Annotated in this window: 15 protein-coding genes; 13 read left to right on the top strand and 2 right to left on the bottom strand. The window is 41.6% G+C overall.

The annotated features are described in order from the left end of the window. Position 1: 1 nt before the first annotated feature. The 4 genes from U5O15_05640 to U5O15_05625 are packed head-to-tail and all read left to right on the top strand — an operon-like array spanning position 2 to position 4,228. Positions 2-763 carry an isoprenyl transferase gene (locus U5O15_05640; protein MDZ7860137.1) on the top strand — a complete coding sequence of 254 codons (762 nt, stop codon included), beginning with the start codon at positions 2-4 and terminating at the stop codon, positions 761-763. Positions 764-769: 6 nt separating this feature from the next. Then, positions 770-1,657, top strand: coding sequence for a phosphatidate cytidylyltransferase (locus U5O15_05635; protein MDZ7860136.1), 888 nt, complete (start codon positions 770-772; stop codon positions 1,655-1,657). Between the two features lie 14 nt (positions 1,658-1,671). Further along, the gene (gene dxr / locus U5O15_05630; protein MDZ7860135.1) at positions 1,672-2,838 is read left to right on the top strand and encodes a 1-deoxy-D-xylulose-5-phosphate reductoisomerase; all 1,167 of its coding nucleotides are present in this window, start codon (positions 1,672-1,674) and stop codon (positions 2,836-2,838) included. 10 nt (positions 2,839-2,848) lie between these two features. Then, positions 2,849-4,228 (top strand): site-2 protease family protein, encoded by a 1,380-nt coding sequence (locus tag U5O15_05625; protein ID MDZ7860134.1) that lies wholly within the window; start codon positions 2,849-2,851, stop codon positions 4,226-4,228. Positions 4,229-4,291: 63 nt separating this feature from the next. On the opposite strand, the gene U5O15_05620 is transcribed toward U5O15_05625, so the two are convergent. Beyond that, entirely contained in the window at positions 4,292-4,699 is a 408-nt protein-coding gene (locus U5O15_05620) for a hypothetical protein (GenBank protein ID MDZ7860133.1), read from the bottom strand. A gap of 46 nt (positions 4,700-4,745) precedes the next feature. On the opposite strand from U5O15_05620, the gene bamA reads away from it, so the two are divergent. The 9 genes from bamA (at position 4,746) to U5O15_05575 (ending at position 23,959) form a co-directional block, all read left to right on the top strand. Then, positions 4,746-6,677: an outer membrane protein assembly factor BamA gene (gene bamA, locus U5O15_05615; GenBank protein MDZ7860132.1), complete on the top strand. Its 1,932-nt coding sequence runs from the start codon at positions 4,746-4,748 to the stop codon at positions 6,675-6,677. A gap of 15 nt (positions 6,678-6,692) precedes the next feature. Next, the gene (locus U5O15_05610) at positions 6,693-10,583 is read left to right on the top strand and encodes a translocation/assembly module TamB domain-containing protein (GenBank protein ID MDZ7860131.1); all 3,891 of its coding nucleotides are present in this window, start codon (positions 6,693-6,695) and stop codon (positions 10,581-10,583) included. Between the two features lie 6 nt (positions 10,584-10,589). Continuing rightward, positions 10,590-13,877, top strand: a complete 3,288-nt coding sequence (locus tag U5O15_05605) for a hypothetical protein (GenBank protein ID MDZ7860130.1) — start codon at positions 10,590-10,592, stop codon at positions 13,875-13,877. A 50-nt stretch (positions 13,878-13,927) separates the two neighbouring features. Next, on the top strand, positions 13,928-16,081 hold the full coding sequence (locus tag U5O15_05600; GenBank protein ID MDZ7860129.1) for a UvrD-helicase domain-containing protein: 2,154 nt from the start codon (positions 13,928-13,930) through the stop codon (positions 16,079-16,081). A 167-nt stretch (positions 16,082-16,248) separates the two neighbouring features. After that, positions 16,249-17,343 (top strand): AI-2E family transporter, encoded by a 1,095-nt coding sequence (locus U5O15_05595; protein ID MDZ7860128.1) that lies wholly within the window; start codon positions 16,249-16,251, stop codon positions 17,341-17,343. Positions 17,344-17,457: 114 nt separating this feature from the next. Then, entirely contained in the window at positions 17,458-20,070 is a 2,613-nt protein-coding gene (locus U5O15_05590) for a PAS domain S-box protein (protein ID MDZ7860127.1), read from the top strand. Positions 20,071-20,724: 654 nt separating this feature from the next. Further along, positions 20,725-22,152 (top strand): thiolase domain-containing protein, encoded by a 1,428-nt coding sequence (locus U5O15_05585; GenBank protein ID MDZ7860126.1) that lies wholly within the window; start codon positions 20,725-20,727, stop codon positions 22,150-22,152. 20 nt (positions 22,153-22,172) lie between these two features. Continuing rightward, positions 22,173-22,763, top strand: a complete 591-nt coding sequence (locus tag U5O15_05580; GenBank protein ID MDZ7860125.1) for a hypothetical protein — start codon at positions 22,173-22,175, stop codon at positions 22,761-22,763. A 38-nt stretch (positions 22,764-22,801) separates the two neighbouring features. After that, complete coding sequence (locus U5O15_05575; protein ID MDZ7860124.1) at positions 22,802-23,959, top strand: acyl-CoA dehydrogenase family protein; 1,158 nt, start codon at positions 22,802-22,804, stop codon at positions 23,957-23,959. A 405-nt stretch (positions 23,960-24,364) separates the two neighbouring features. Here U5O15_05575 and U5O15_05570 read toward each other — a convergent pair whose 3' ends face one another. After that, positions 24,365-26,320 carry an acetoacetate--CoA ligase gene (locus U5O15_05570; protein ID MDZ7860123.1) on the bottom strand — a complete coding sequence of 652 codons (1,956 nt, stop codon included), beginning with the start codon at positions 26,318-26,320 and terminating at the stop codon, positions 24,365-24,367. Positions 26,321-26,461 lie beyond the last annotated feature (141 nt).

The raw sequence follows: 26,461 nt of genomic DNA, 5'->3' as shown, positions 1-26,461 counted from the left end.
TTTGTCAGAGAAGAACTCAAAAATTGATCAAGATATTGCAGAACTCAAAACTGAAGATAATCTTCCGCGGCATATAGCTATAATAATGGATGGGAACGGGAGATGGGCCAAGGAGCGTATGCTCCCCAGAATTTCAGGGCACAAAGCGGGGATAGAGTCTGTACGCGCTGTTATAAGTACATGTGCCAAGCTGGATATTCCAATCTTATCATTGTACACATTTTCGATTGAAAACTGGAACAGGCCGGCCGGGGAAGTAAAAGCCTTAATGAAATTTCTTGAAAAGGCGTTGGAGTCTGAATTTCTTGAACTCAAAAATAATAATATCAAACTTGAGGCTATGGGAAGACTCGATATGCTGCCCGGCAATACCAGAAGAGTTCTTGAAAAAACTATAAAGAAACTATCAGACAACACAGGGACCATTCTAAATCTCTGTTTGAGTTACAGCGGGAAAGCGGAGATCATAGACGCTGTAAAGAAGATTGGCTCGGATGTAAAGAACGGCAGTATCGATGTTGACTCAATAGGTGAGAAACTCTTCTCAAACTATCTTTATTCACCTAAGCTCTGTGATCCAGACCTTCTTATTAGAACGGGAGGAGAATTCAGAATCAGTAACTTTTTACTCTGGCAGCTTGCCTATACCGAGATCGTCGTAAGTGACATCTTCTGGCCTGACTTCAGGGGACTGGAATTGTTAGACTCAATCCGTGAATACCTCGGACGTGAGCGAAGATTTGGGCGAGTTAAATCTGAATAGCGAATTATGTCTGAAAATGAGATTATAAAAGGCAACAAAAAGAGTGATTCCGTAAGCACCCGTTCTATTCTGAAAAGAATAATAATATCGATAATATTCTTGCCCTTTATATTGTTGATAACCAGAAAAGGGGGATTGTATTTTCTTGTTCTTGTAACCATATTGATTATCTCCGGTTTGTGGGAATTCTATAGAATGGTTGAAGCAAAAGGGATTAAACCTTCTAAGTTAACTGGAATAACAGCCGGTATTATAATTCCATTTTATGTGTTCTTTTCCAAAGGAAAAACGGACAATCTTCTTTTCCTGTTAGTTATTATCTTTATAGCCGTTATGATAATAGAACTCGGAAGGGGAAAAAGAGATTATGCTCTATATCATATTTCAGTAACTATTTTCGGAGTACTATACGTTGGCTTGCTGGGCAGCTATCTTTTGATGCTCAGAGAATTACCCATTTCAATGAATCTCGATTACAAAAACGGATTTCTTTTTGTTATACTGGTTTTTATATTAACCTGGTGTTATGATAGCGGCGCATATACTTTAGGAACGATAGCGGGAAGACATAAATTATTTCCAGGTATTTCTCCCGGGAAGACCTTAGAAGGGGCTTTTGGGGGTCTGCTTCTCTCTATTATTGGAATTCTGGTTGCCAGGGAATATATTTTCTCATCCATAACCATATGGGAGGCCGTCGGATTAGCTGTGATTGGTTCTGTTGTATCCCAACTTGGAGATCTTGTCGAATCGATGATAAAAAGAGATGTTAATATAAAAGATTCATCCAATACCATCCCTGGACATGGAGGGATTCTCGACCGTTTCGATTCTATGCTGTTTAACGCGCCGGTAATATACTATATTTTGAAATATTTTCTTCTCGAAGGCTGAGAGAGGACGTTGATTTGAAAACTGTTGTTGTACTTGGATCAACGGGTTCGATAGGAAGATCGACCGTTGAAGTAATCAGAAATTACCAAGTTGATGAATTTAAGGTTGTCGGCTTGGTAGCGGGCAGCAATATAGAAGAGCTTAAAAAACAGCTTGTTCTTTTCAAACACGCCTCCTTCGCTTTGGGGAGCAAAGAAGCCCTTAACAGGATTACTAAAGACACCCCGGAGCTTACTGACAGAGCTGCAGGATACGGGCAGAAAGGTATAACTGATTTGTTGTCCGAGCTTTCCCCTGATATTGTGGTAAACGCGATGGTTGGTATCTCAGGACTTGTACCTACTATTGTTGCTTTGGAATCCGGGAGTAGAGTGGCGCTGGCTAATAAAGAAACACTCGTTACAGCTGGAGAAATACTCGATAAAAGGTTAGATGATATCCTGGACAGGATAATTCCGGTTGACAGCGAGCATTTTTCATTATCTCGTCTTCTATCCGGTGGTAACGAAGGTGTTGATAATATCTTTTTAACCGCTTCGGGCGGTCCGTTTTATAAAAGGGATTCAGCTTCTCTAAGAAACGTCAAAGTTGAGAGTGTTCTGGATCATCCAACATGGGATATGGGTAAAAAGGTTACTGTTGATTCAGCTCTTCTCTTGAATAAGGGACTGGAAGTAATTGAAGCACACTGGCTGTTTGGATTTCCCTATGATAAAATTGGAGTCGTGATTCACCCTCAGTCTATTGTGCATTCCCTTGTTCGTATGAAGGACGGATCTCTGTCCGCGCATATGGCTCCGGCTGACATGAAACTTCCAATTATGAGCGCGTTATACTATCCCGAGGTTCAGCGATTCCCGTGGGAAACTTTAAATCCCGGAGAACTTGGAACTCTGGAGTTTATTGAGTTCAAAAGAGATAAGTTCCCGGCCTTCAACCTGGCTATGAAAGCGGCACGGTTAGGAGGCACAGCTCCCGCTGTACTGAATGCAGCTGATGAAATTGCCGTTGAAACGTTCTTATCGGGTAAAATTGGATACTTGACGATAATTGATTGGCTTGAAGAGGCGCTTTCAGCGCATAACTGTAAACCTGTTACTGATGTGGCAGATGTGCTTTCCGCTGACAGGTGGACGAGAGATTTCCTCGCCGGCAGGCACAATGAAGCAATAATTATATAATGGAGGATATATGTTTCTTACAATCGTGGCGTTCTTATTTGTACTGAGTGTGGTTGTGTTCATACATGAGTTTGGACATTTTATTGTGGCAAAGCTTAATAATGTATATGTCGTTACTTTTTCTCTTGGATTTGGGCCAAAACTGCTTAAGAAAAGATGGGGTGAAACAGAGTATGCCATTTCTGTTATACCATTCGGAGGTTATTGCAAGTTTGCCGGTGAAAATGACGAGGAAGATGAAAATGATGAGAAGGAATACGGCGGAGAATCAAAAGAGGCGGATATAGAATATGATGTTCCTGAAGAACGCACATTCAGAGCAAAATCACCCTTTCAGAAAATGCAGATAGTCGTCGCCGGGCCGCTTATGAACGCTCTGCTGGGGCTCCTTATTTATATCGGAAGTGTTTGGGCTCAGGGAGTTCCTATAGAAAATAGGGTTGGGATAGTGGGAGATGTAAAAGAGAATTCCCCCGCTATGATAGCGGGCTTCGAAAGAGGAGACAGAATCCTTGAAGTAGACGGTGAAGATTTCAGGGCCGGTACTGATTTGTCTTATTTGGTTAAAAACAATAAAGACAATAAGATGGTATTTAAAGTTCTAAGAAGAGGCGATACTCTTTCTATAGATGTAACACCGGAGTTTAACGGGGAAACCGGCGAATACAGATTGGGACTGTCGTATTATCTGCGATTCCCGCCTAAAATTGGAGATGTAAAGCGCGACAGCCCCGCGTGGGAAGCAGGTATAAGACCCGGGGCGTATATACAGACAATCAATGATACGTCAATAATTTCATTTACTGATCTTACAGATAAAATACACAATAGCCTCGGCCGGAAGCTCGAATTTGTATGGATTCAGAGTGGTGCAAAACAATCCGCTGTTATTATCCCCGAGTCAATTGATATTCCCAAGGGGAGTGGAGAAAAACTGGAAGTTATTGAAGCGGGCGGTATCGGGATTGGGCAATACTATGAAGTGCGTGAAATATCCTTTTTTAATGCTGTTGTAAGGGGCTCCGGCGCCTATGGAAGGATGACCGTTGCTATTTTAGGGTTTCTTAAAAAACTTGTAACCGGAAACGCGTCTATGAAAGCCCTTGGAGGACCGATTCGAATTGGGCAAATGGCCGGTGATATGGCCAGATGGGGTTTTGGGCGCCTGTCTCTCTTTATTGCTTTCTTTTCCTTGAATCTTGCTATATTCAATCTCCTTCCTATTTTACCGTTTGACGGAGGGCATTTTGTGCTCTATCTGGTTGAATTAGTATCGGGCAGACCCGTTAATCCGAAGGTAAAAAATGTGATGATGCAGGCAGGTTTTGTAATTCTTATTATATTAATGGTTTTGATAACTGCTATGGATCTTTTCAATGTGTTCAATTAAATTGTGATGATTCAGTAGTTTCTCTGCGTTGATTTGAGGGAGATTTTAAACAATCAGGGCTAATTATTCCGGGTTTTTTGAGTCTCTTGTCAGCAATATGTTTATTCTATTGTAGATCGCGAGCCACCTTATCGGCTCTTTTTCAAGTTTCGATATCACCAGCTCTATTCTTTTATAATCTGTGTCTTCTTTTATTTCATTCAGTTTTTTTGTCAGTTCTTCGGGATTGTTTTGGAGATTTCTTTCAAATTTATGTATTTTAATATATGTCTGAACGAGATAGCGTTCGCCTGAAGTAAGAGTTCGTGTTATTTCTTTATCGGTGTTTGTTTTTTCTGAACAGCATATGGTTAGCATAAAGATAATTGTAAGAAAGATCAGGGTAGGTTTACGCTTTCCATACAGTTGAAAAAACATGCTTGATTCACGGTATGATTTGTTTGACGAGGCATTATTATTCATATTATTCAATTGTTTATTCTTCATCTATCAGAAATGTTACTACCGGAATAAAAGAATGTCAATCTCAATGCTATATAAAATCAGGAAAGCGCTGTCAACAGCCATTCTCAGTTTTATAATCTTCTCGGGAGAAGTCTGTTTCTTCTCTAATGTTTTAGCTGAAGGGTTTGATGATGAACTGCCGGTTGTAGATCGGATTATTATACTTGGAAACCGCACGTTCGATGATAAAACTCTTAAAAGTAAAATGCAGACAAAAGAAAAGGGGTTTATAAGTTTCTTTAATAAACCAAGATACAGAAAAGACTTCCTGATACGGGATCTGGAAAGAATTAAGTCCTTTTACAAAAAGAAAGGCTTTTTCAAGACTGAAGTAAATCTCAGTTCACTGGTTAGAGATGAGAAAAGCAACTCTGTTATAATAAAGATTATCATCGATGAAGGGGAGCGCACCAGAATCAGAAGTCTTGAAATCGAGGATCCCAAAGTAATTTCAGAAAGTTTAATTAGAGATGTTCTGGAATTGACAGTGGGACATCCTTACAATCCTAATTTAGTTAAAACGGACCAGTACGCTATATTTAATCTCTTTGTTCAGAAGGGGTATCTGGGAACAGGTGTTTCATACGACGTTAATATCGATTCTACAGAGGTTGATCTAATCTGGAAGATAAAGACCGGGGAAAAAGCTAAGATTGATTCTATTAGTATAACCGGAAACAGCAAGGTAGACACGGAGATTGTATCCAGGGAACTAACAATACATCCAGGCGATTATTTCGACCTTAAGAAAATCCAGCAAAGTAAACAGAATTTGTACAATACCGGCTGTTTCTCATCTGTCGATATTCAACCCGAAGATCTCAACCTTGAAGAGGGGATTGTTGATTTGCACCTGGCTGTGCGCGAAAGAGAAATGGGCTATATTGAGGCAGGAATAGGAGTTGGCAATGTTCACGCGAGCCATATGTTTCTTGAATGGGGTCAGAGAAACTTACTGAATAGAGGATATGGTTTGAGATTGACATCTTCCTATTCTTTTAGCCTCTTTCAGGAAAATGAAATAAATTTTTCAGATATGGTTTTTGATAGAAAATATGTCAGGTACGAGGGTGAGCTGCGTTTTCCGCATATTTTGTCGACATGGAACACATTCTCACTGGGAGCATATTATGAAGATGATGCTACGATATTACCGGCTGTTTTCAGTTCAATGAGTTATACAGCCGCGATTTCCAGAAATGTTTCCCGTCAGACATTAATTCTGTTAAGTTATGCTTTTGAGCATATAAAGAGGAATCCCGTTACGGGTCAAGCGAGCGAGTCGGGAAGACGTTCACTGAAACTAAAGTACAGAAGGGATACGAGAAAATATTACTTCAATCCGAAGAAGGGCAATTATTTTAATATGGAGCTGAGATACTCCGGTGGGCTTCTGGGCGGGGATGATAATTACTATTCCGCTATTTCTTCCTATAGGAATTATAATATTATTTTTGATGAGACAGTTTTGGCGTATAGGATTAGAGCTGGATACGTTGAACCCTTTTCATCGACTGGTTCAAGTGGACTGCCTATAGAAAGCAGGTTTTTCATTGGTGGTGGAAATTCTGTTAGAGGTTATGAGGAGAATTCTCTCGGCCCTGAGGCCGGGGGTGAACCGGTCGGCGGACAGGTCTTGTTGTTAACAAATGTTGAATTGAGATTCTACATTCCCGGTTTATCTGATTTAAATATAGGAGGGGTGGTTTTTCTTGACGGCGGTAATGTCTGGGATAGCATCACAGATTTATCATTAAATAAATTCAATATTTTTAAGGATTCTCATGAAATTACTTTATCTGATTATAAGTATAGTTGCGGTTTCGGATTAAGATATTATACGCCGATCGGACCGATAAGGGTCGATGCCGGATTTCCCGTTAATAAGGCAGCTTACATTAATCCCGACTACTGGATTCATATAAGCCTCGGACATCTTTTTTAATGGGAGAGGGAAACGATGACTAAAAAAATAATAAAAAAAAGGATCCTTCTCTCTATTTCCTCTGTGATTATCTTGGTGATCCTGGCGTTAACTATTGGTGTGCTCTTTATGCATACCGGTTTTTTCGCCGATAGAGCGGCGGGTGTCCTGGGTAGTTACTATTTACATGGGACTGACTATAAACTGGAAATAGGCAAAATTAGCGGAAATCCTCTCAACAGGCTTACAATCCGGAATGTTATCGTTCGTTACGCAGGTGAAGATTTCTCATACGATGTAATAAGAATAGATAAAATTTACTGTCAGTTCGATCTTGTTTCTCTCCTTGGAAGTAAACATAATTTGGAAAAGCTGTCTTTTTTTAGTCCTCATTTATGGATTAAACCCAGCCCCGCCAAAGCTGACAGAATTCCCGGTGGGAGTGAGGTATTGGGCAGATTATTCAGATTTACGGTTGAAGAACTGCTTATTTCTAATGGTCAGGTAATATACCAGGGGTCAAATACAGCGGAAGCTGTTAAGAATATCGATCTTCTCGCTTCTGTAGTCTCGGAAGAAGAAGCGGTTTATCTCCATACGCTGAACGGTTCCTGCGATTTTATTACCAGAAAGATAAATATAAATGAAATGAAGGGAGATATAGTATGGAAACCCGCTGAAAAGAAAAGAGATACGGGAAGCAGTATATCACTTGAAAATTATTCAGTTCGCACGGGTACCTCCAAACTGAAGTTTGAAGGAAGTTTTGATCCGCGCTCTATGAATATAAATTTACACGTGAATGCCACCCCCTTTGATTTTGAGGAATTAACCCGGGCTCTTAATTTTGAAACTGAAACCAGAGGGAGACTGACCGGTGTTTTTGACCTGCGCTCAGAGGGGGATAGTTTGGATTTAAAGGGGGAAACGGGTGGAATAATTGGAGGTTTTGCCCTCGAGAATTTCGATTTTGATATAACCGCGAAAGATTCTACTGTCAGGTTCAATCACTTTAAAGGAGGACTTAACGGAGCATACGTGGAAGGTGACGGTGTTTATTTATTTGATGCAAAGAAGATGTTAAATATCAGCTTAAAAGTTGAGAACGTTGATCTTTCAAAGGGTTTTTATCCCGGAATCGGCCTTCCGGAAACTGATTTTACCGGTAAAATGGGGATTGAATATTATTTCTCAAATGGTGAAATGAAACTCCGGTTTGAGCTTAAAAAGGGTCATTTTAGAAGATTCCCTTTTGAACATGCTGATATTTACGGTATTTATAGAGCGGACAGTCTGTTTCTTAAGAACGTCCGGATGGTGTCGCCAACTCATACTGCAGACATACACGGAAGCATAACGGGGAAAGATGAAGTAAACCTCTTTGTTGATGTTCAATGTGAAGCATCTGACACCCTGTTTCCCTATTTCAATATTGAGCAGTACAGGTCCGGAATTAATGTAAGAGGATTATGGCGGGGTACTTTTGATTCCTGGGATTTGCGTGTAAGCGGAGAATGCAGAAATTTTGAATATAGGAATGTTTTAATTCCCGATGGACAAATTAAACTTGCAATGAAAAGGGCTGAACACGACAGTCTCTTTCTGGATCTTTCAGGAGATAGTTGTTATATAGATCCCTTTGAGTTTTCCGGAATAGAATTATCTCTTGATTATTCCGGGGGAAGGGCCAACATAAAAAGGCTTAATCTTAGAGGATCCGATTTCAAGGCAAGTATGTGGGGCGAAATAATAAAAGATGGAGATCTGACAAAATTCGCGTTCAGAGATGTTCTTCTTGAAACCCTGGGTGAAGAATGGATGAGCAGCGGCAATTTTGATATTGTTATTGGTGATTCAACAATGCTTTTTGACGATCTTCAGTTTCATTCGAAACTCGGTGCTTTATATTTTGGAGGTACACTAAACAAATCAGCAAATACACTGAATGGCAAATTCAGTTTTGACAGGCTGGACGCATCACTCTTAAACCGTTCCGGATTAATATCGGTCCCGCTGGAGGGTAAGGCGCGTGGAGCCCTTACTTTTACCGGAGACATATCCGATCCGTCGGTTAAGATTGATCTGGGATTATCAGAGGGGGCAGTTGACACCTTGACTGTAAAGTCTCTTGCCGTTAATGCTTCTTACAGAGACGGGTTCTGCGAGATCGATTCGCTTAGTTTATCGACTACAGCCGGATTTGGGTTCGCAAGCGGAACAATAGAGGGGACTTCCTGGAAGGAGATTAAGGAGAATGGGGTTGATGCTTTCCGACATGCTGTTGTTGACTTAGAGATCTATTCAGCAAAATTGAAGATGAAACCCTTCGCCGAATATTTCGGCAACGTTCCCTTTTCAGACGGAACTTTTACCGGAAAACTCGTTTTAACTGATTCACTCGCGCATCCTGAAATATATTTTGACGGAGCGATCAATGATCTGGCTTTGCGTCACATTATTATTCCCAGGGTGGATGTGCACGCCTGGGCAAGGGGAGACCGGATTAATTTTGGCGGAACAATATTCGTGCCGCCTTCAGGGGAAGGCAAGTTGGACGGATTTTTGCCCCTGCGGAAGAAGAAGTGGTTCTATTCTCTTGATAAGGAAAAGCCTGTTAATTTTAATCTTGTATTACCCGATTGTGATCTTGATAAAGTGGATGATATATCAGATCTTGTGGCGGAAGCGGACGGAGTTGGTTCATTGAGGTTTAGTGTTGAAGGCAGTATAAACGACCCGGATTTGTCAGGCAGCATATCACTCTTAAACGCGGGATTTAGACCGGCCGGTTTGGAAGAAAGATTTTGGGATGTAAATTCCCAAATAAGCCTGGAAGATACATTGATAAAGATTAATAGTCTCAGAGGTAAAGAAGGCAAGAATGGTAAATTCAATTGCTCCGGGAATATTGTTTTACGGGAGTGGAAACCTGTCAATTATGATGTGTCAATAGACTTAGACAAAGTTCTCGTTGCCGGAATAAGAGATGTTATGGCGGTTGTAAGCGGAAGGTTGATGATAGGAAATAAAGAAATTGAAAACAGCATAATACCATCGTTGACGGGTGATCTCAAAATTAACAAGGTTGAGTTATATTATGATCTTGCTAAAATGGGAGAAGGGGGGAATGGTATGAATATCAATGTCCCTTCCTGGTTAGCTGAAATAAACCTTGATATAGAAGGAGACGCGCGAATACGCACTCCCGATGCAAACGTTGAATTCCTCGGAGAAGTTGTTCTGTTTCATGACAGGAACGGGACGTATATAAGAGGAACACTTCGGCTCCATCGGGGATGGTATAATATTTACAATAATAAATTCAGAATAATTTCGGGAACTCTCGTTTTTGCCAATGCCGGCCAATTCAGACCGATTGTGGACATTGAAGCCGAGACACTTGACCCTGAGGGAAAAAGGATCTATTTGACTATTTTATGGGATGAAGATGACCCTCAGCCCAGGTTGTCACTTCATCATGAAGATAGCGGATATAGTGAAACGGATATTTGGAAGATGTTGGGAGGTGGAATCGTAGGGTCAAGGGATGGAAACAAAGACGAGTGGGACGCCCTTGGAACAGCACAAAACCTGGCCGCCAATTATTTCGAGAATGTCCTGAATTCACAAATGGAGGGATTTACCGTTTCTCTTGAGCAAAACACCCAGAGTTTGAATTCACATAGTACGGCAGGTGAGAAAGAAACGATGTTAGCCGTAGGTAAATATCTTTCACAGGGATTATATGTCAAGTATAAACAAGGATTAACGGTATTTACCGAACGAAATTTTGAAGTAGAATATAGAATCAGCGATCTTTTTATGATACGTTCAGAATATATGCATTCAGATAGAGCATTCATTGGGGAGAGCAGAAGTAACAGTGATGAAGTAAATTTTGACATTAAAGTCAGGTGGGAATTCTGATAATCTATGTTTTCTAAAGCAGGACCAAGATTATATAAGACGAGTGATAATTACTTTTACAGGATAATCCTTTTTATTCTGTTTATCCTTGCTATTTCTTTTTTTAACGGGGAAGCGGGGGCGCAGGCATGGAGTTTTGGTAAAAATAAAGTTCAGTATGATCAGTTTGAATGGCAAATTTTGAAAACACCTCATTTTGACATTCATTTTAGTAAAGGATACAGGAATCTTGCGGCCCGAACGGGAGCAATGCTCGAAGATGGATACAGGGATTTGTCCGGGAGTTTTGAGCATGATATTAAGTCCAGGATTCCCGTTATTGTTTATGGAAGTCATTCAGCTTTTCAGCAGACCAATACAACGTGGAGTTTGATTCCTGAAGGTGTTCAAGCGTTCGCGGAACCCAACAGGGGACGTATTGTGCTGCATTTTAGCGGATCAAACGAAGATTACAGAAACACTGCCGTACATGAACTGATTCATATATTTGAATTTGATATCATCTATGGCAATCTGCTGCGTTCCGTTTTTTCGAGGAGTATGCTTTTTCGGATACCTCTCTGGTTCGCTGAAGGGTGTTCGGAATACTATTCTAAGGGATATGACGATGAAGGCGAGATGTTTATGCGTGACGCGGCAATCTTCGATTATCTTCCTCGAAATCTCGAGTTTACTGGCGGCTACATGGCTTATAAAGCCGGACAGTCAGTAATTGACTACATTGTCAGAACATACGGAAAGCGCAAAATTATAGATATAATGAACCGCCTTGGCTCGACCCGGTCGATTGAAAGGGCTCTTAACGAAACGATAGGTATATCTACAGAAGATCTGACTCATGAATGGGCTAAAAGTATACGTAGAAAATACTGGCCCCTCTACGCGGATAAAATGGAACCCGAAGAATACGGCAGAAGGGTTACTGATCATAAAAAAAACCATCATTACAGAAATATCAAACCGGCTATTTCCCCCGGCGGGGAACATATTATTTACTATTCAGACCGCGAGGGGCTCGACGGTATATTCCTGATGAACGCGGTGACGGGTGAAATTGAAGAGACTTTATTAAAGGGTCAGTTGTCAGAAGAGTTTGAATCATTAAGGATAATAAGATCTAACCTGACTATAAATCCGGAAGGTAACAAGATTGCTTTTGTGGCAAAATCGGATGGTCTCGATAAGTTGTTTATTATGAGTATTCCAGGGGGAAAGGTCACCCATAAAATAGAGATCCCTCTTGATTTCTTTTATAGCCCGGCCTGGTCTCCCCGCGGGGACGAAATTGCTGTTGTTGGTGTAACATTAGGTCAGACAGACCTCTACCTCTATAAAATCAGTGAAGATTGTCTAGTCAGGTTAACAAGCGATGTTGGGGATGAAAAAGATCCTTCCTGGTTTCCGGACGGAAAAAGATTGGTATACTGCAAGTCAGAGAGGGTTGTTCCGAACCCCCAATTCAGTAAATCCGGAAAAGATAAGGAAAAAGTAAGCTTTGACTATTTTAATACAAAAGTAAAAAAGGATGTTCACCGAAGTGATATATGGAGCGTTGATATAGCTACAGGCAACAAGGAAAGAATTATAAAGACGAAGGGTGACGATAGTTCCCCTGTAATTATAGATGAAGGAAAGCAGGTTGTCTTTTCATCTAATGAGAGCGGAATATGGAATCTTTACAGGGGCAGTGTTCAGCTGGGCAAGTATTACCGGTTTACAGATGTTTTGGGGGGTATAGATAGTCCAACATACAGCGCAGAAAGCGACAGGCTGGCGTTTACAGCTTTTAATTCGGCGGGTTATGATATCTTTGTGATTGATTCATTCGGGGAAAAATCGAAGAAATCATATTCTACCGGCGGTGTTGATGTTTTTCAGTCCGGCGGCAGCGGATATACACGGCCCGAAGGTGATTCTACTCGTGTCTCCGTGGAAGATAGAATTAATGAAGTTTTTCCTGATGTTGGTGATGGTGATGTTGCCGGAGAAATTAACGTTATCGATGCCGAAAAGAATGAAGATGTGTTTGAACCCTTTAGATCTGAATCGGATAGTCTGAAGGGAGGAAAAAAAGCGGATCATAACGGCATGGAGATTTCGTCCTCCGATTCAGCAGAAAAATTTCCTGAAGTTGCAATTGATGAAGACGTAGGGAAAAACGCGGATCCGGATACACTAAAAGTTCTCCGGGAGAGAATGAAAAAAAAGGTCGGCACAACACAACCATATGAAACGAAATTTTCAGCTGATTATATAGGTAACGGAATGGGGCTTCTTTATTCAACAGGGTTCGGGTTTGGATTGATGAATCAGGTTGCTTTCAGTGATCTTCTCGGAAATCATCATCTCTATCTTTCTTTCAATATTCACAGGTCGATTGAAGACAGCGATATCATGTTATCCTATTACTATCTGCGCAAAAGATTAGATTATGCTTTTGGAATATTCCAGTTTAAAAGCTACCTGAATTCAAGGACAACTTCACTGGGAGAAGCCTTTCTTGATTACCGCATGTTTTCAGAAAGGAATTACGGTCTGTTCGGTATGGTAAGTTATCCCTTTTCAACATTTACAAGACTCGATCTGGAAATGCAGGCCTATGTTTCTCAAAGAGAATTCTTTGATAATTACGGAAGTTATTACTATCCAACAGGAAAAAAGAATTCTCGCAGATTATTTCAGCCGGCTATTTCACTCGTCCATGATACGGCGTATTATGGTTCGTTCGGTCCCGTAATCGGCTCGAGATGGATGCTTAGTTTGTCGCGTTCTCTGTCCTTCTTATCAGACGATCTTGTGCGTTCAACCGCTTTTTATGATTACAGAAAGTACATCCCGCTATTCTACAGGAATTATCTTGCTTTCAGAGCTGTTGGAAGTACCAGTCTCGGAAGGGATGCCAGATATTTCTTCCTGGGCGGACCTGTAACAATGCGGGGGTATGATTATCTGCAGTTTCAGGGTTCAAGAATGATGCTTTTCAATCTGGAATACAGATATCCTCTGGTGGATGCTATAATATTTGGTTGGCCCGGCAGGTGGGCTTTAACTAATATCGGAGGTACTTTGTTTTTTGATTCCGGTTCAGTCTGGGGAGAAAACCGTTATGTGGAAAAACTCCCGCCGGGAATAGAAGCCATTGAAATAAATGATTTAAAATTTTACAGTGATTTTGGAGCCGGATTATATATGAGGGTAGGTATGTTGATTCTTAACTTTCAGCTCGGTTGGCCTACTGATTTCTCTTCCACTGGAAGTCCATCCTTTCATTTTTATATAGGCCCCCAATTTTGAATTTTTAATATAGATTTCACGCATTTTTATTTTAGAGGAGAATCTTTCGTATGAGCATACTTAACAAGCAGCAAAGGGAAGCCGTTCTCTCGGGTGATGGGTATGTACTTGTTCTTGCCGGGGCGGGAAGTGGGAAAACCAAGGTTCTTACTGAAAGAATTGCTTATTTAATAAGAGAAAAGAATGTTTCACCGGAGCGGATACTTGCTTTTACATTTACAAACAAGGCCGCAGGTGAAATGAGAACGAGAGTTGAAGAAAAGCTCGATGTGAGAAGCCTGTCGTTCTGGATCGGTACGTTTCACGCTACGGGATTGAGGATATTGAGGAGAGAGGCGCAGCACATAGGGTTCAAAAATAATTTCGCCATTTATGATGAAGACGATTCATTGAGAATGGTTAAAAAGATTATCAAAGAAGGTAATTGGAGATTGAATGATTATCCCTATGCTTCAGCGAGGAATAAGATATCGAACTGGAAGAATAAGCTTATTTCTCCTGATAAGGCCTATGAAGACGCCTCTGATTATATAGAAGAACAGCTGGCCGAAGTTTATAAGGCTTATGATTTATCACTTCGCGGGTGCAACGCCTTTGATTTTGACGATTTGATTACAAAGACAGTCGAGGTTTTTACAGCTAATCCAAAGATAAAGAAGCGGTACGCCAGACAGTTCAAATATGTATTGGTTGACGAATTTCAGGATACTAATCCGATACAGATGGTAATGATAGATATGCTTTCTTCCCATTCTGAGAATCTCTTTGTAGTAGGGGATGAGGATCAATCAATTTACGGGTGGAGAGGCGCGGCTGTTGAAAATATACTGCAATTCGACAGTATATATACTAACGCCGAAATCATCCGCCTTGAAAAGAATTATAGATCAACCAACACTATTCTTAAAGCAGCTAACTCGGTTATAGCCAATAACGCGGAGCGAAAGGGAAAAGTACTCTGGTCGAATAATGGTAAAGGAAGACCTCTGCAGGTGTTTTTCGCCGACGATGAACAGGAAGAGGCCGATGCCGTGAAAGAAACTGTAATAAATCTGATAAGAAACGGATATAAAAGGAGTGAAATAGCAGTCTTGTACCGAACAAACGCTCAATCCAGAGCCTTGGAACAGTCGATGAACCGAGGGGGACTGCCGTATCAGATTATTGGCGGCGTGAGATTTTACGAGAGAAGGGAAATAAAAGACCTGCTTGGATATCTCAAATTGATAAATAATCCGGCTGATGACGTTAATTTCCTCCGTGTTGTCAATCTTCCGCGAAGGGGGATAGGTAAAGTAACACTGGAAAAACTCAAAGAAGAAAGCGGCGGAGGAAATTTACTGCCATCCTTGAGAGATAAGAACGTACTTAAAAGATTCAGCGGGTTACAGAAGGAAAAACTGGAGAAATTTTCAACAATGATGGCTGCTTTTGAACTGGGCGCGCGTAAGAGCAACGCTCATGAGGTTCTTTCGGAAGTCATCTCAAAAACCCGATACCGTAAATATTTAAGCAAAGAACCCCAGACAGCTCAGGCGAGACTTGAGAATATAGAGGAGTTGCTTAATGAAACGATAAGATTTGTATCTGACGCCGAGGAATCTTCACTCGCTAATTTTCTTGAAGAGATAGCGCTTATCAGCGCGGTTGATACGATGAAGAATGAGGATACGGTGTCGCTTATGACTCTTCATAATTCTAAGGGGCTCGAGTACAGGGTTGTTATGATTACCGGACTTGAGGAAGGTCTGCTTCCGCATTATTCCAGTTTTGATTCAGAAGGCGAGCTCGAAGAAGAAAGAAGGCTCTTTTATGTGGGGATGACAAGGGCGAAGGAGCTTCTATTTGTTTTTACATCTTCCGCGAGGATGAAATTCGGAAACTGGCAGAATAATATGCCGTCGAGATTCCTCGATGAAATTCCTGATTCACTTAAGAATGAAATTGGCAATGTTGAAAGAGAACACGCGAGTGACAGATTTCTTCTTACTGTCACTTCAAATAATAGTGTCGATAATGAAAAAGTTTTATCAGCCGGGTACGGAAGGTACAGAAAAGGGGTTACCGTAAAACATCCCACCTTTGGAGTTGGAAAAATAAAGGAAGTTGAAGGCAGAAACAGGGATTTGAAAGTGACTGTGTATTTCGCCGGTCACGGGAGCAAAAAATTTCTGGCTTGTTATGCCCCCTTTACTTTTATATAGCGGCGGTTTTTATAATTTGATAGAATAAAACCCGGTATTAATCTCGATATGCTATATCGGGGTTTGTGAGTATGAGTTTTTTATCACGAAGTTATCAATGTCAGAGAGTAAAAGGATGGCTGAAAAAGTATGAGATTTGATAACCTGAATAAAAAGCCGGAGGATATGTGACTGACCGATCTGAGAACCGGACTGATGAAAAAGGCGGAGGAGAATTTAACTTAAACCGAAGAGCGCTTATTGTCATTCTTTTTCTGGTGTCCGGTCTGTTTCTGGCTGTAGTAAGAAGTTTCCTTGTTTCTATTTTACTCGCTTCAACCCTTGTTACCCTTCTATATCCCATTTATAAGAAAATTCAGGTATTTACCCACGGGAGAAACAGCACGGCTTCTATCATAACATGTTTTATGCTTCTATTATGTCTATTTCTACCCATGGTTTTTCTGGCTCTTCATGTAGCTGATCAGGCAGTGGATCTTTATGAGAACGCCCGCCCCCGGGCAGCTGAATTGCTAGAGGGCGAAGAAAGCCAGATAGTGAAATGGTTCAAAGGACTGAGGTTCTACGGCTGGATGAAGTTAGATAGCATAGATTGGCAGGAAACGCTTCAGAAGGTTGCCGGCAAAACCGGAGCTGTGTCAGCTTCGGTAATAAACAAGACTTCCAAAGGGCTCTTTGATCTTTTAACGAGTTTCTTTGTTATTTTCTTAACTATGTTTTTTTTCTTCAGGGACGGAGAAAGGATCTTGTCGCGTCTTAAATATTTAAGTCCTTTAAAGGACGAATATGAAAGATTGATCTTCAAAAGATTTGTCGAGATTTCCAGGGCTACCGTTAGAGGAACATTTTTAATAGGGCTTATTCAGGGAGCAGCAGGAACTCTGATTCTTTTATTCTTCGGGTTCAAGTCATGGCTTCTATTAGGGGTAATTATGGCAATTTTTTCTATAATTCCAGTTGTCGGGGCGTGGATTATACTGATTCCGGCAGGTGCCATTCGCATCTTTACAGGTGATATATGGCAAGGAGTTGTGATAGTAATTTTAACTGGACTAGTTGTTTCAACTGTTGATAATCTTCTAAGGCCGAGACTTGTTGGTCGTGAGACCGGCATGCATGATCTGTTGGTTTTCTTTTCGACACTTGGAGGAATATCGGTTTTCGGGATCTCGGGATTTATAGTAGGGCCTGTAATTGCGGCTTTGTTTCTTACCGTAGTTGAAATATGGGGCGAGGAATTCGCTTCCAGTCTTAAAGCATGAGAAAATTATTCTTGTAACCCGCGCCGAACGGAGTATCCCGAACCAGTGGTTTCCGTTCCGAGCTTTAGCCGTTAAAACCTTGTATCGGTTGATGTAGATGGGGGATATAATTTAATGAAACTAAAGAGCGGTAATAAATTTATTTTCGCCGGCTTGATAGTCAGCCTTATATTCTGGGTTTTTGAGTCTGTGATGCATGTCGTCTTACTCCACAGGACGGGAATATTCAAGCAAGTGTTTAATCCCGGAACTCACGAACTCTTGATGCGTCTTATGGTTGTTGTTCTGATAATGTTGTTTAGTTGTTATTACAAGAAGAATTTTGATTTAGTAGGTCAGAAAAAATACATTGAAGATATTAAAAAAGCTCTGAGTGATATATCGACCAAGATCAATTTTGACGAGAATATGGAAAAGACGTTAAAAGTATGCCTTGATACTGCCTTGAAGATATCTGATATGGACAGCGGCGGCGTATATCTTCTGGATGAAGAAACTGAGGATCTATCCCTGGCGTATTACGAAGGATGGTCAAGTGAATTTGTCGAATCTGCCAATCAATATCATGTTGATTCGGAGATTCTAAGTGTAATTAAACGGGGAGAAGTAAGTTTTTTTAATCGGGATGAATTGACAGAGGTTCTGTCATCTGAACAGATGAAAGAGGGAATACGCCTCCTCGCTGTCATTCCCCTTCAGAGTGAAGGGAGATTGATTGGTTCTCTGCATGTTGCTTCACACGATCGCACAAACGTAACAATCACTGAACTTGAGAGGCTTGAACAGATTACGGCACAGATAAGTAATATTATCGGTTTGGCCGCGAAAGCGAAGATGCTTATAGAAAGAGAGAATAAATTCAGATTAATAGTTGAGAACGCGCGTGAAGGAATCGCAATTACCGATCAGGATTTCAGGTTTGTTTACGTTAATGATGAATTGTGCAGGATATTTCAGCGGGACAGAGAGGAATTAATAGGACAGGATTTCCGGGGACTTCTGGGTAAAGAAAGCCGGAACATTGTAGCCGGCAGATACATAAGGAGGCAGAGTGGATATGATGCTCCAAACAAATATGAAGCTGCTATTATCAGGAAAGACGGTGAAAAAAGGATAATCGAGGTAATTAGTTCAGTTATATCAACGGCTAAAGGTCCTCTTTCAATAGGTCTGATACTGGATTTATCTCAGAGGAAGAGGGCTGAAGAAAAATATAGAAAACTCTTCAATTCATCTAAAGACGCTATATTGGTATTAAAACCCCCGGAATGGCAATTTAAAGCTTGGAATCCAGCTGCTTACGAGTTGTTTGATATAGAGGAAAATGAGCCGATAACCACGAAAACCCCTTGGGAAATGTCACCTCAATACCAGCCTGACGGACAGGATTCCTCTGTTAAAGCAAGAAAAATTATCGACACCGCTCTGCGTGAAGGTGCGCACTACTTTGAATGGACGCATAGAACTAGAGGCGGCAGGCTGATACCGACAAAGGTAAATCTGGTCAGGGTCGAGCTGGATGGAGAGGATTGTCTGCTGGCCACAATTAGAGACATAACAGACAGCAAGAAAGCGCAACTTCAGTTAATAAGACTCCGTAATCATCTGACAAGTATTATTAATTCAATGCCCTCTGTTCTGATAAGCGTTGATACTGATTGCGTAGTTACTCATTGGAATAAGCATGTGGAAGAAATTACGGGAATTTGTTCTGTAGATTCGTGCGGGAAAAATCTACTGGATGTATATCCGGAAATGAAGGATATATTTGATAATATAAAGAAAGTGTTATCTTCTGGAGAAATTCAGAAAGATATCAAAGTAGTTCGTTTCATCAATGATAATATTTATTACAAAAATATTACCGTGTATCCTATTGTTTCCGATCATATTAATGGAGCTGTAATAAGAGAGGATGATGTTACTGACCGGGAAAAACTTCAGGAGCTTCTAGTGCAGTCGGATAAAATGATGTCTCTGGGCGGTCTCTCAGCGGGCATGGCTCATGAAATCAATACCCCTCTTACAGTAATTATACAGAACGCGACAGTAGCGCTGAATCGGTTAATAAAGAATATTCCCGATAACACTAAGACGGCCGATGAACTTGGGCTCGATCTTGCTGTCCTGAGAGAATATATTGACAGGCGTGATATCACAGAAATGATTGACGGAATTGTAATATCGGGGAAAAGAGCGGCTAATATTGTTCGTGATATGCTTAGTTTTGCCCGGAAGGAAATGCCCGAGAAAGTACTTTACTCCGTTAATGAACTATTGAACAATTCAATCGATCTAGTTAGACAGGATAAATCTCTTGAACTTGATTCAGTAAACATCAGTATGGAGTTAGATTCCGATTTACCAAGTATTATGTGTGTGCCGGGCAAGATCAAACAGGTGTTTTTCAACGTGTTGAAGAATGGCGCTGAAGCCATGAAGAAAAAAGAGGCGACAGGGTATAGTTGCGAATTTACGTTACGAACTTACAGGGATGATGACTGGGCATGTATTGAGATAGAAGATAACGGTCCCGGAATGGATGAATATGTGCGAAGACGTGTTTTTGAACCCTTCTTTACTACCAAGGATGAGGGCGAGGGCGTGGGGCTCGGAATGTCTGTCGCCTATTTTATCGTTGCAGACACACACGCGGGCACGATGAAAGTGGAATCGAGAAGGGGTGAATGGACCCGTTTTATTATTAAATTACCTTTTGATGAGTGATTATTCTTTGATGGTTTAATGTTATTATTCTTTCCGCGGGATTCTACCGCTAGGTCTCTGATTCAAACAATCCGAATCTTTTAGAATTTAGCATTCTGTTTTATGTATCTTTTGATCTCATTAATCGGCTTGGAGATATATACTGCTAATAATTTTTAAATTATCACTAATCCCGGGCGTCACTGTATTATGTGTAGTTCCCTCTGAAAATCCGGCAAGTATTGTAATAACTTTTCGAGATACAATCAGTTATCAGGATTGGTAAGTGGAATAGGGCTTTCATTGCTGATGAGTGCGGCTGTTTGATATTTTCAAAACCCTCCGGAGGGCGAGCGGGCAAGGATTTCTGGCCCGAAGGGGCAGAAAGAGCGAGCCCGAGGCGCAGAGCCAGCGGTTTCCTCGCCGGGGAAACCGACAACGATTTTGAAAATATCAATCAGCCGCATACTGTTACAAATCATCGACTAACTTATAGGTTATAAAAATTGGGGAAACTCCAATCACTGTATTATCTATAGACACGTTTTGAAGTATCTGATAATATCACAAAACACGGTTCAAACTTGAGCAGCTTTTAAGGGATATGCGTAAAAAATCCAGATTAGTTCAGCGAGCTACCTTTTTAATTTTTTTGTTAGGGGAGGAGTTAAGAGTATGATCAAATTCAGTAAACAGCAATTAAAGGTGCCGGAGCTTATGAGGCCGGTTTATATGGTAACGGGCGGTCAGTCAAAGTTCGATCGAGCCATACCAGAGAAGCGAACAGAAGAGCTATGTGTTGATGCCCTGACAATGGCCGCGGATCTCTTGAATATGTCAGCGGCTGAACTTAAGAGTTTTATACACACTGCTTATTATGGTCATTTCGCCGATCATTTCGGTGATCAGCTTCTTGGTGAAGCGGTTATTCATGACAGGCTCGGTCTTGACCCGCTTGGAAATATTGGTGTCAAAACCGGAGGCGCTACCGGAGGTTCAACGATATGGGAAGCAGTAAAAGCCGTGGCTTCCGGTTATTCCGACTGTTCTCTGGCAATGGGTTGGGAAAGGATGGATGAGGTTCCGACTGATGAGGGGAATTTCCTAATCTCCTGCGCCGCCGATAAAGACTGGGAATCACCCCTTGGACATATCTATACGGGTTATTACGCGGTAATGGCACAGAGGTACTGGCAGATATTCGGTAAGGCGGAGAAATCTTTCAGGGAAACACTGGCAGAGATCTCTGTAAAACATCACGGGTACGCTAGAATGAATCCATTCGCGCATTCACCTAAAAAGATTACAGTTGAAGATGTTCTTAATTCACCTGTTATCGCTTATCCGCTAAGGGCTCTTGACTGCTGCCTTATGAGTGTTGGGGCGGCGTGTGTTGTTATCTGTGATGAAAAAACCGCCGAAATACTTACTGAAAATTCATCACATAAGGCCGTGAGGATATGGGTCGGAGCCGGTTCTCATACTTTAAGACCCGCGGACAGGCGAGATATGGATATACCGCTGCTTCCGCATGAATCGGCTGATCAGTATAAGAACCTGGGTGAAAGATTTCCCGGCGGGGATAGATATCCGGGATTTACTGGATTTCTGGCCGCCAGAATGGCTACCTGGTACGGTTACCGTATGGCTGGAATTACTGATCCGAGAGAAGATCTGGATCTTCTGGAATTGCACGACGCTTTTACTATCAGCGATGTACAGACATACGAAGATATTGGAATTCGTCCCTATGGAGAGGGAAGAGATTACGTTGAGTCGGGGGATTGCTATCACACTAATCCAAAAACCGGGAAACCCGGCAAGCTTCCATCCAATCTTTCGGGAGGCTTGATAGGGTGTATGCACGCCGTGGGCGCCACAGGTATCATGCAGGCCTTTGAAGTAGCCACCCATATATGGGATAGATGGGCGGAGATTCATGGCGACCAAAAGAGGTGGAAGGAATTCGGCAGGGAAAAACCGTCCGATTGGACAGACCTTCAAGTAAAGGGAGCAAAGCGGGGAATGGCTATCAGCCATGCCGGCGTTGGTTCGCAAGTAACAGCTACGATCTTAATGGACCCTGATCATTTATTGAAGTAAGACGCGTAAAGGAGAGTAAAATGAGCATGTTTGGACAGGTGTTTGTAAAGGATGGCAAATACAAATTAAAAGGTGATTTTCATAATTTGACTCCCAATATCCCTATCCGCAACGCGGATGAGGGTTGGAAATTAATGGGAGTTACCAATCCCCGCGATATGACATATATTCACAGCTACGGAAGTGAAGCGCCTTTTTTTGAAGCATTAGGCGAAGGTAAATTGCTTGCAACGCGTTGTGATAATCCTGATTGCCAGTTCAAGGGTACTGTTTATCAGCCGTTCAGGATACACTGTCCCGATTGTCTCGGTAAGAATACGGTCTTTGATATGACTGAACAGGCCAAAGAGACAGCGAAAGTACATACATTTATGGTATGTGAGAGAGCGGGGGCTTTCAATATTCTAGATAAGCCTATTAAGTTCGTGAATATAGAATTTGATGATGTTGACACGATTCTTATGAGCTATCTATCGCTTGGAGAACCGGAGATAGGAATGAAAGTTATACCGATATTCCGCACGAAGTATCCGACCAGTACGATCCTTGACCTTTCCTGGGTTCCGGATGGAACGAAAAAAGGAGAATTACCCGAGGGTTTCAGTTTCTAGAAAGAATGTAATTCAGAGGAATTAACAGGAGGAAAGAAATCAATTACGGCCTATCAGAAGAACAGAGAGTATTAAGAGATAGTGTAAGGAGTTTCGCTGAGAACGAAATCGCGCCGAGAGCTCAGGAGCTTGACGAAAACGAAGAGTTTTCCGCTGAATTGACAAAGCAGATGGCTGAAATGGGGCTTTTCGGTATAATAATACCAGAGAAATACGGCGGTTCGGAGATGGGGTATCTATCTTACTGTATTGTTGTTGAAGAACTCGCGAGAATTGACGCTTCACAATCGGCGACAGTAGCCGCGGGAAATTCTCTTGGTGTAGGTCCTATATATTATTACGGAAGTGAAAAACAGAAGCAAGAGTGGCTTCCGCGTCTTTGCGGCGGCGAGATGCTTGCCTCCTTCGGTCTTACAGAACCTGATGCCGGTTCGGATGCCGGAGCAAGCAACACTACCGCAGAATTATATGATGGAATGTGGGTTCTAAATGGAAGCAAGATATTTATTACTAACTCTGCAACCGATATGTCCGGAGTATGTGTCGTTCAGGCTGTTACCGGCGAGCGTCCCGACGGTAAGAAAGAGATGTCCTGTATACTTGTTCCAAATGGAACTGACGGGTTTATAGCAAAAAAGATGACGGGAAAGATGATGTGGAGAGCTTCGAACACCGGGGAGCTTTTTTTCGATGACTGCAGGGTACCAGAGGAAAATCTCCTTGGAAAGAAGGGAGAGGGTTTCCACCAGATGCTTGAAACTCTTGACAATGGAAGAATAGCAATTGCTGCTATGGGATTGGGAGGAGCGCAAGGGGCTTTTGAGCTGGCGCTAAAATACGCCAAGAATCGTGAGCAGTTCGGCAGACCCATTTCAACATTCGAAGCAAATTCTTTTAAACTGGCCGATATGGCAATGGAGATAGAAGCCGCAAGGAGTTTACTCTACAAAACCTGTAAATTGAAGGACGCCGGAAAACCGTTTAATAAACAAGCCGCGATGTCAAAACTGTATTGTTCGGAAGTGATGGGAAGAGTGGTAGACAATGCGGTTCAGATATTTGGCGGTTATGGTTTGATGAAAGAGTACGATATAGAGAGGTTTTACAGGGACTACAAACTTCTAACTATAGGAGAGGGAACGTCCGAGATTCAACGTCTTGTTATTTCCCGGAAGATAGGATGTTACGACATTTAATCTTCGCTGCTTTCAGGGCAGTTAATTTACAATTATCAGATTATTTTCAAATCCGCTTCAAGAGGGAATGAGCCTTTGGAGTTTTCCTAATTTTTAACATTCCTTTGTATATCCGGCTATTGGTATTATCAAAAACGCCGTCTATTTCCCCTGCGAGGAAATAGCGTCTCCCGCTCTCAGACTCGCTCTTTCCCATTTCCCTTAAAGGAAATGGGAAAACCATGCCCGCTCGTCTTCCGAGAGGGTTTTGAAATACCAATAGCCGGATAGAAACCAAATATCAATTCAACTTATCATTATGAATAATTACTTGATAGTTATGTAGTTACTAAAATATTGCTCTTGATTTTCAGAGGAATGTCCCGGGAATGAGCCTGCTTGGCTAACCTCATTTGTATTCTGTTATCAGCTTGTTTTAAGTTCTGGTATATTTTTGTAGAGCTCTAGTGATTCAGGGTTTCTCAGGGCGTCCTTATTGTGGACAGCCCTCCCGTGGATAATATTTTTCACGGCTATTTCGACTTTTTTCATATTAATCGTGTAAGGAATATCGGCAATTTCAATAATCTTAGCCGGTGTGTGTCTCGGCGAACAGTTCTTTCTGATTGTTGTTCTGATCCTCTTTTTCATCTCATCGGTGAGTTTGTTTCCCTTATTGAGTTTGACGAAGAGGATAACACGGATATCATCTTCCCACTCCTGACCTATCACAAGGCTGTCTTGAATTTCATCAATTATATTCACCTGGCGATATATTTCGGCCGTTCCAATCCGTACCCCTCCCGGATTGAGAGTGGCGTCGGATCTTCCGTAGAAAATAACACCGTGGTTATTTGTAATTTTTATATAATCACCGTGCCTCCATATATTGGGATAAACGTCAAAATAAGCCCTGTGGTATTTTTCGCCGCTTTTGTCATCCCAGAAATATATGGGCATAGAGGGGAAAGGAGATAAACAAACCAGTTCTCCCTTTTCGTTTTCTACCGAATTGCCCTCACTGTCAAAAGCTCTGACATTCATGCCGAGAGTCCTGCATTGGAGTTCTCCTTTATATACAGGTCCCATGGGGTTTCCTGCCGCGAAACAGCCGTTGAGATCTGTTCCCCCGGCAATCGATGAAAGGCAGAGGTCCTGTTTAATATGATTATAAACAAATTCGAATTCACTCGCGTGAAGCGGAGAACCGGTAGAAAGTATTGCTTTTAAACTATCGAGGTCATACTCTTGCCCGGGTTTAAGCCCCGATTTGTTTACTGACGATAGATACTTAGCGCTGGTTCCAAAGATGGTAATTCCCGTCTCTTCGGCGAGTTTAAATAAAGCGCCGGGGCCGGGATAAAATGGAGAGCCGTCGAATAAAACAATCGTAGCTCCCAAAGAGAGCGAGCTTATGAGCCAGTTCCACATCATCCAGCCGCAGGTGGTAAAATAGAATATATTATCTTCCCGCTTTACGTCTGTATGAAGTGAGAGTTCTTTCATGTGGTTTATTAGAATGCCTCCCGCGCTCTGTACCATGCATTTCGGAAGACCGGTTGTTCCGGATGAGTACATAATATATAGAGGATGGTCGAACGGGAGATGTTTAAATTTTATATCAAGATTGTCTTCACTTGAAATAAAATCACTCCATAATATCGAATTGGGAATATTGGATATATCGGGATCTCTTTCAGTAAAAGGGATAATTATGACTTTCTCAACAGATGGAAGCTTGTCGAGAATGCCCGATATCTGCTCGAGAGAATCGTAATCTGTTTCGTTATAGGAATAACCATTCGCTGTAAATATTACTTTTGGATCAATTTGCCCAAATCTGTCCAATACACCACCTGTTCCAAAATCGGGAGAACAGGATGACCATGCGGCTCCTATACTCGCAGCGGCAAGCATCGCGATTACTGTTTCGGGAATGTTGGGCATATAGCCAACGACTCGGTCACCAGAATTAACACCCATTTCTCTCATAGATTTTGCGAGGCGGGCGACGCTGTCATACAGCTGGGCGTATGTAATTTCGACTTTACCCGTCGATTCCCCTTTAAAAATTATAGCGGTTTTGTCATCTCTGTAGCGGAGGAGATTTTCGGCGAAATTAAGCCGTGCTCCCTGAAACCACTTTGCTTCGGGCATTTTATCACCGTCAACGAGTACAGTATCGTAAGGTTTTGTGTGAATTATATCAAAATAATCCCAAAGACTTTCCCAAAGGTACGGGATATTGTTTATAGACCAATCCCACAGCTCGTCGTAGACGGTGAATTGTCTGTTGTAGCGCTTATTTACATAGGTCATGAAATCAAATATATTTGTCTTCTCAATTCTACCCCGCGAAGGTTTCCACATGACTTTGTTCATGAAAAATATTTCCTTTCGTTAATATATTTAAACATTGAACCAGAATATAAAAAACAGCCTGGCTCAAAACTCAGATTAACTTTTAAAGCGAGTGTGATTTCAGTCTATATACTTTGGTGTGTTTTAGTCAAACAAAATCCA

The sequence above is a fragment of the Candidatus Krumholzibacteriota bacterium genome, from assembly GCA_034520215.1.
Lineage (GTDB): Bacteria > Krumholzibacteriota > Krumholzibacteriia > Krumholzibacteriales > WJIX01 > JAGHBT01.
Note: the sequence above shows the minus strand (reverse complement) of the source record. Positions and strands in the feature narration are given on the sequence as shown.

Bases quoted from the DNA above. Each gene is read 5' to 3' on its own strand.
- U5O15_05605 (MDZ7860130.1), top strand. From the start codon at position 10,590: ATGTTTTCTAAAGCAGGACCAAGATTATATAAGACGAGTGATAATTAC.
- U5O15_05585 (MDZ7860126.1), top strand. From the start codon at position 20,725: ATGATCAAATTCAGTAAACAGCAATTAAAGGTGCCGGAGCTTATGAGG.
- U5O15_05580 (MDZ7860125.1), top strand. From the start codon at position 22,173: ATGAGCATGTTTGGACAGGTGTTTGTAAAGGATGGCAAATACAAATTA.
- U5O15_05570 (MDZ7860123.1), bottom strand. From the start codon at position 26,320: ATGAACAAAGTCATGTGGAAACCTTCGCGGGGTAGAATTGAGAAGACA.
- U5O15_05625 (MDZ7860134.1), top strand. From the start codon at position 2,849: ATGTTTCTTACAATCGTGGCGTTCTTATTTGTACTGAGTGTGGTTGTG.
- U5O15_05590 (MDZ7860127.1), top strand. From the start codon at position 17,458: ATGAAACTAAAGAGCGGTAATAAATTTATTTTCGCCGGCTTGATAGTC.
- U5O15_05635 (MDZ7860136.1), top strand. From the start codon at position 770: ATGTCTGAAAATGAGATTATAAAAGGCAACAAAAAGAGTGATTCCGTA.
- U5O15_05610 (MDZ7860131.1), top strand. From the start codon at position 6,693: ATGACTAAAAAAATAATAAAAAAAAGGATCCTTCTCTCTATTTCCTCT.
- U5O15_05600 (MDZ7860129.1), top strand. From the start codon at position 13,928: ATGAGCATACTTAACAAGCAGCAAAGGGAAGCCGTTCTCTCGGGTGAT.
- bamA (MDZ7860132.1), top strand. From the start codon at position 4,746: ATGTCAATCTCAATGCTATATAAAATCAGGAAAGCGCTGTCAACAGCC.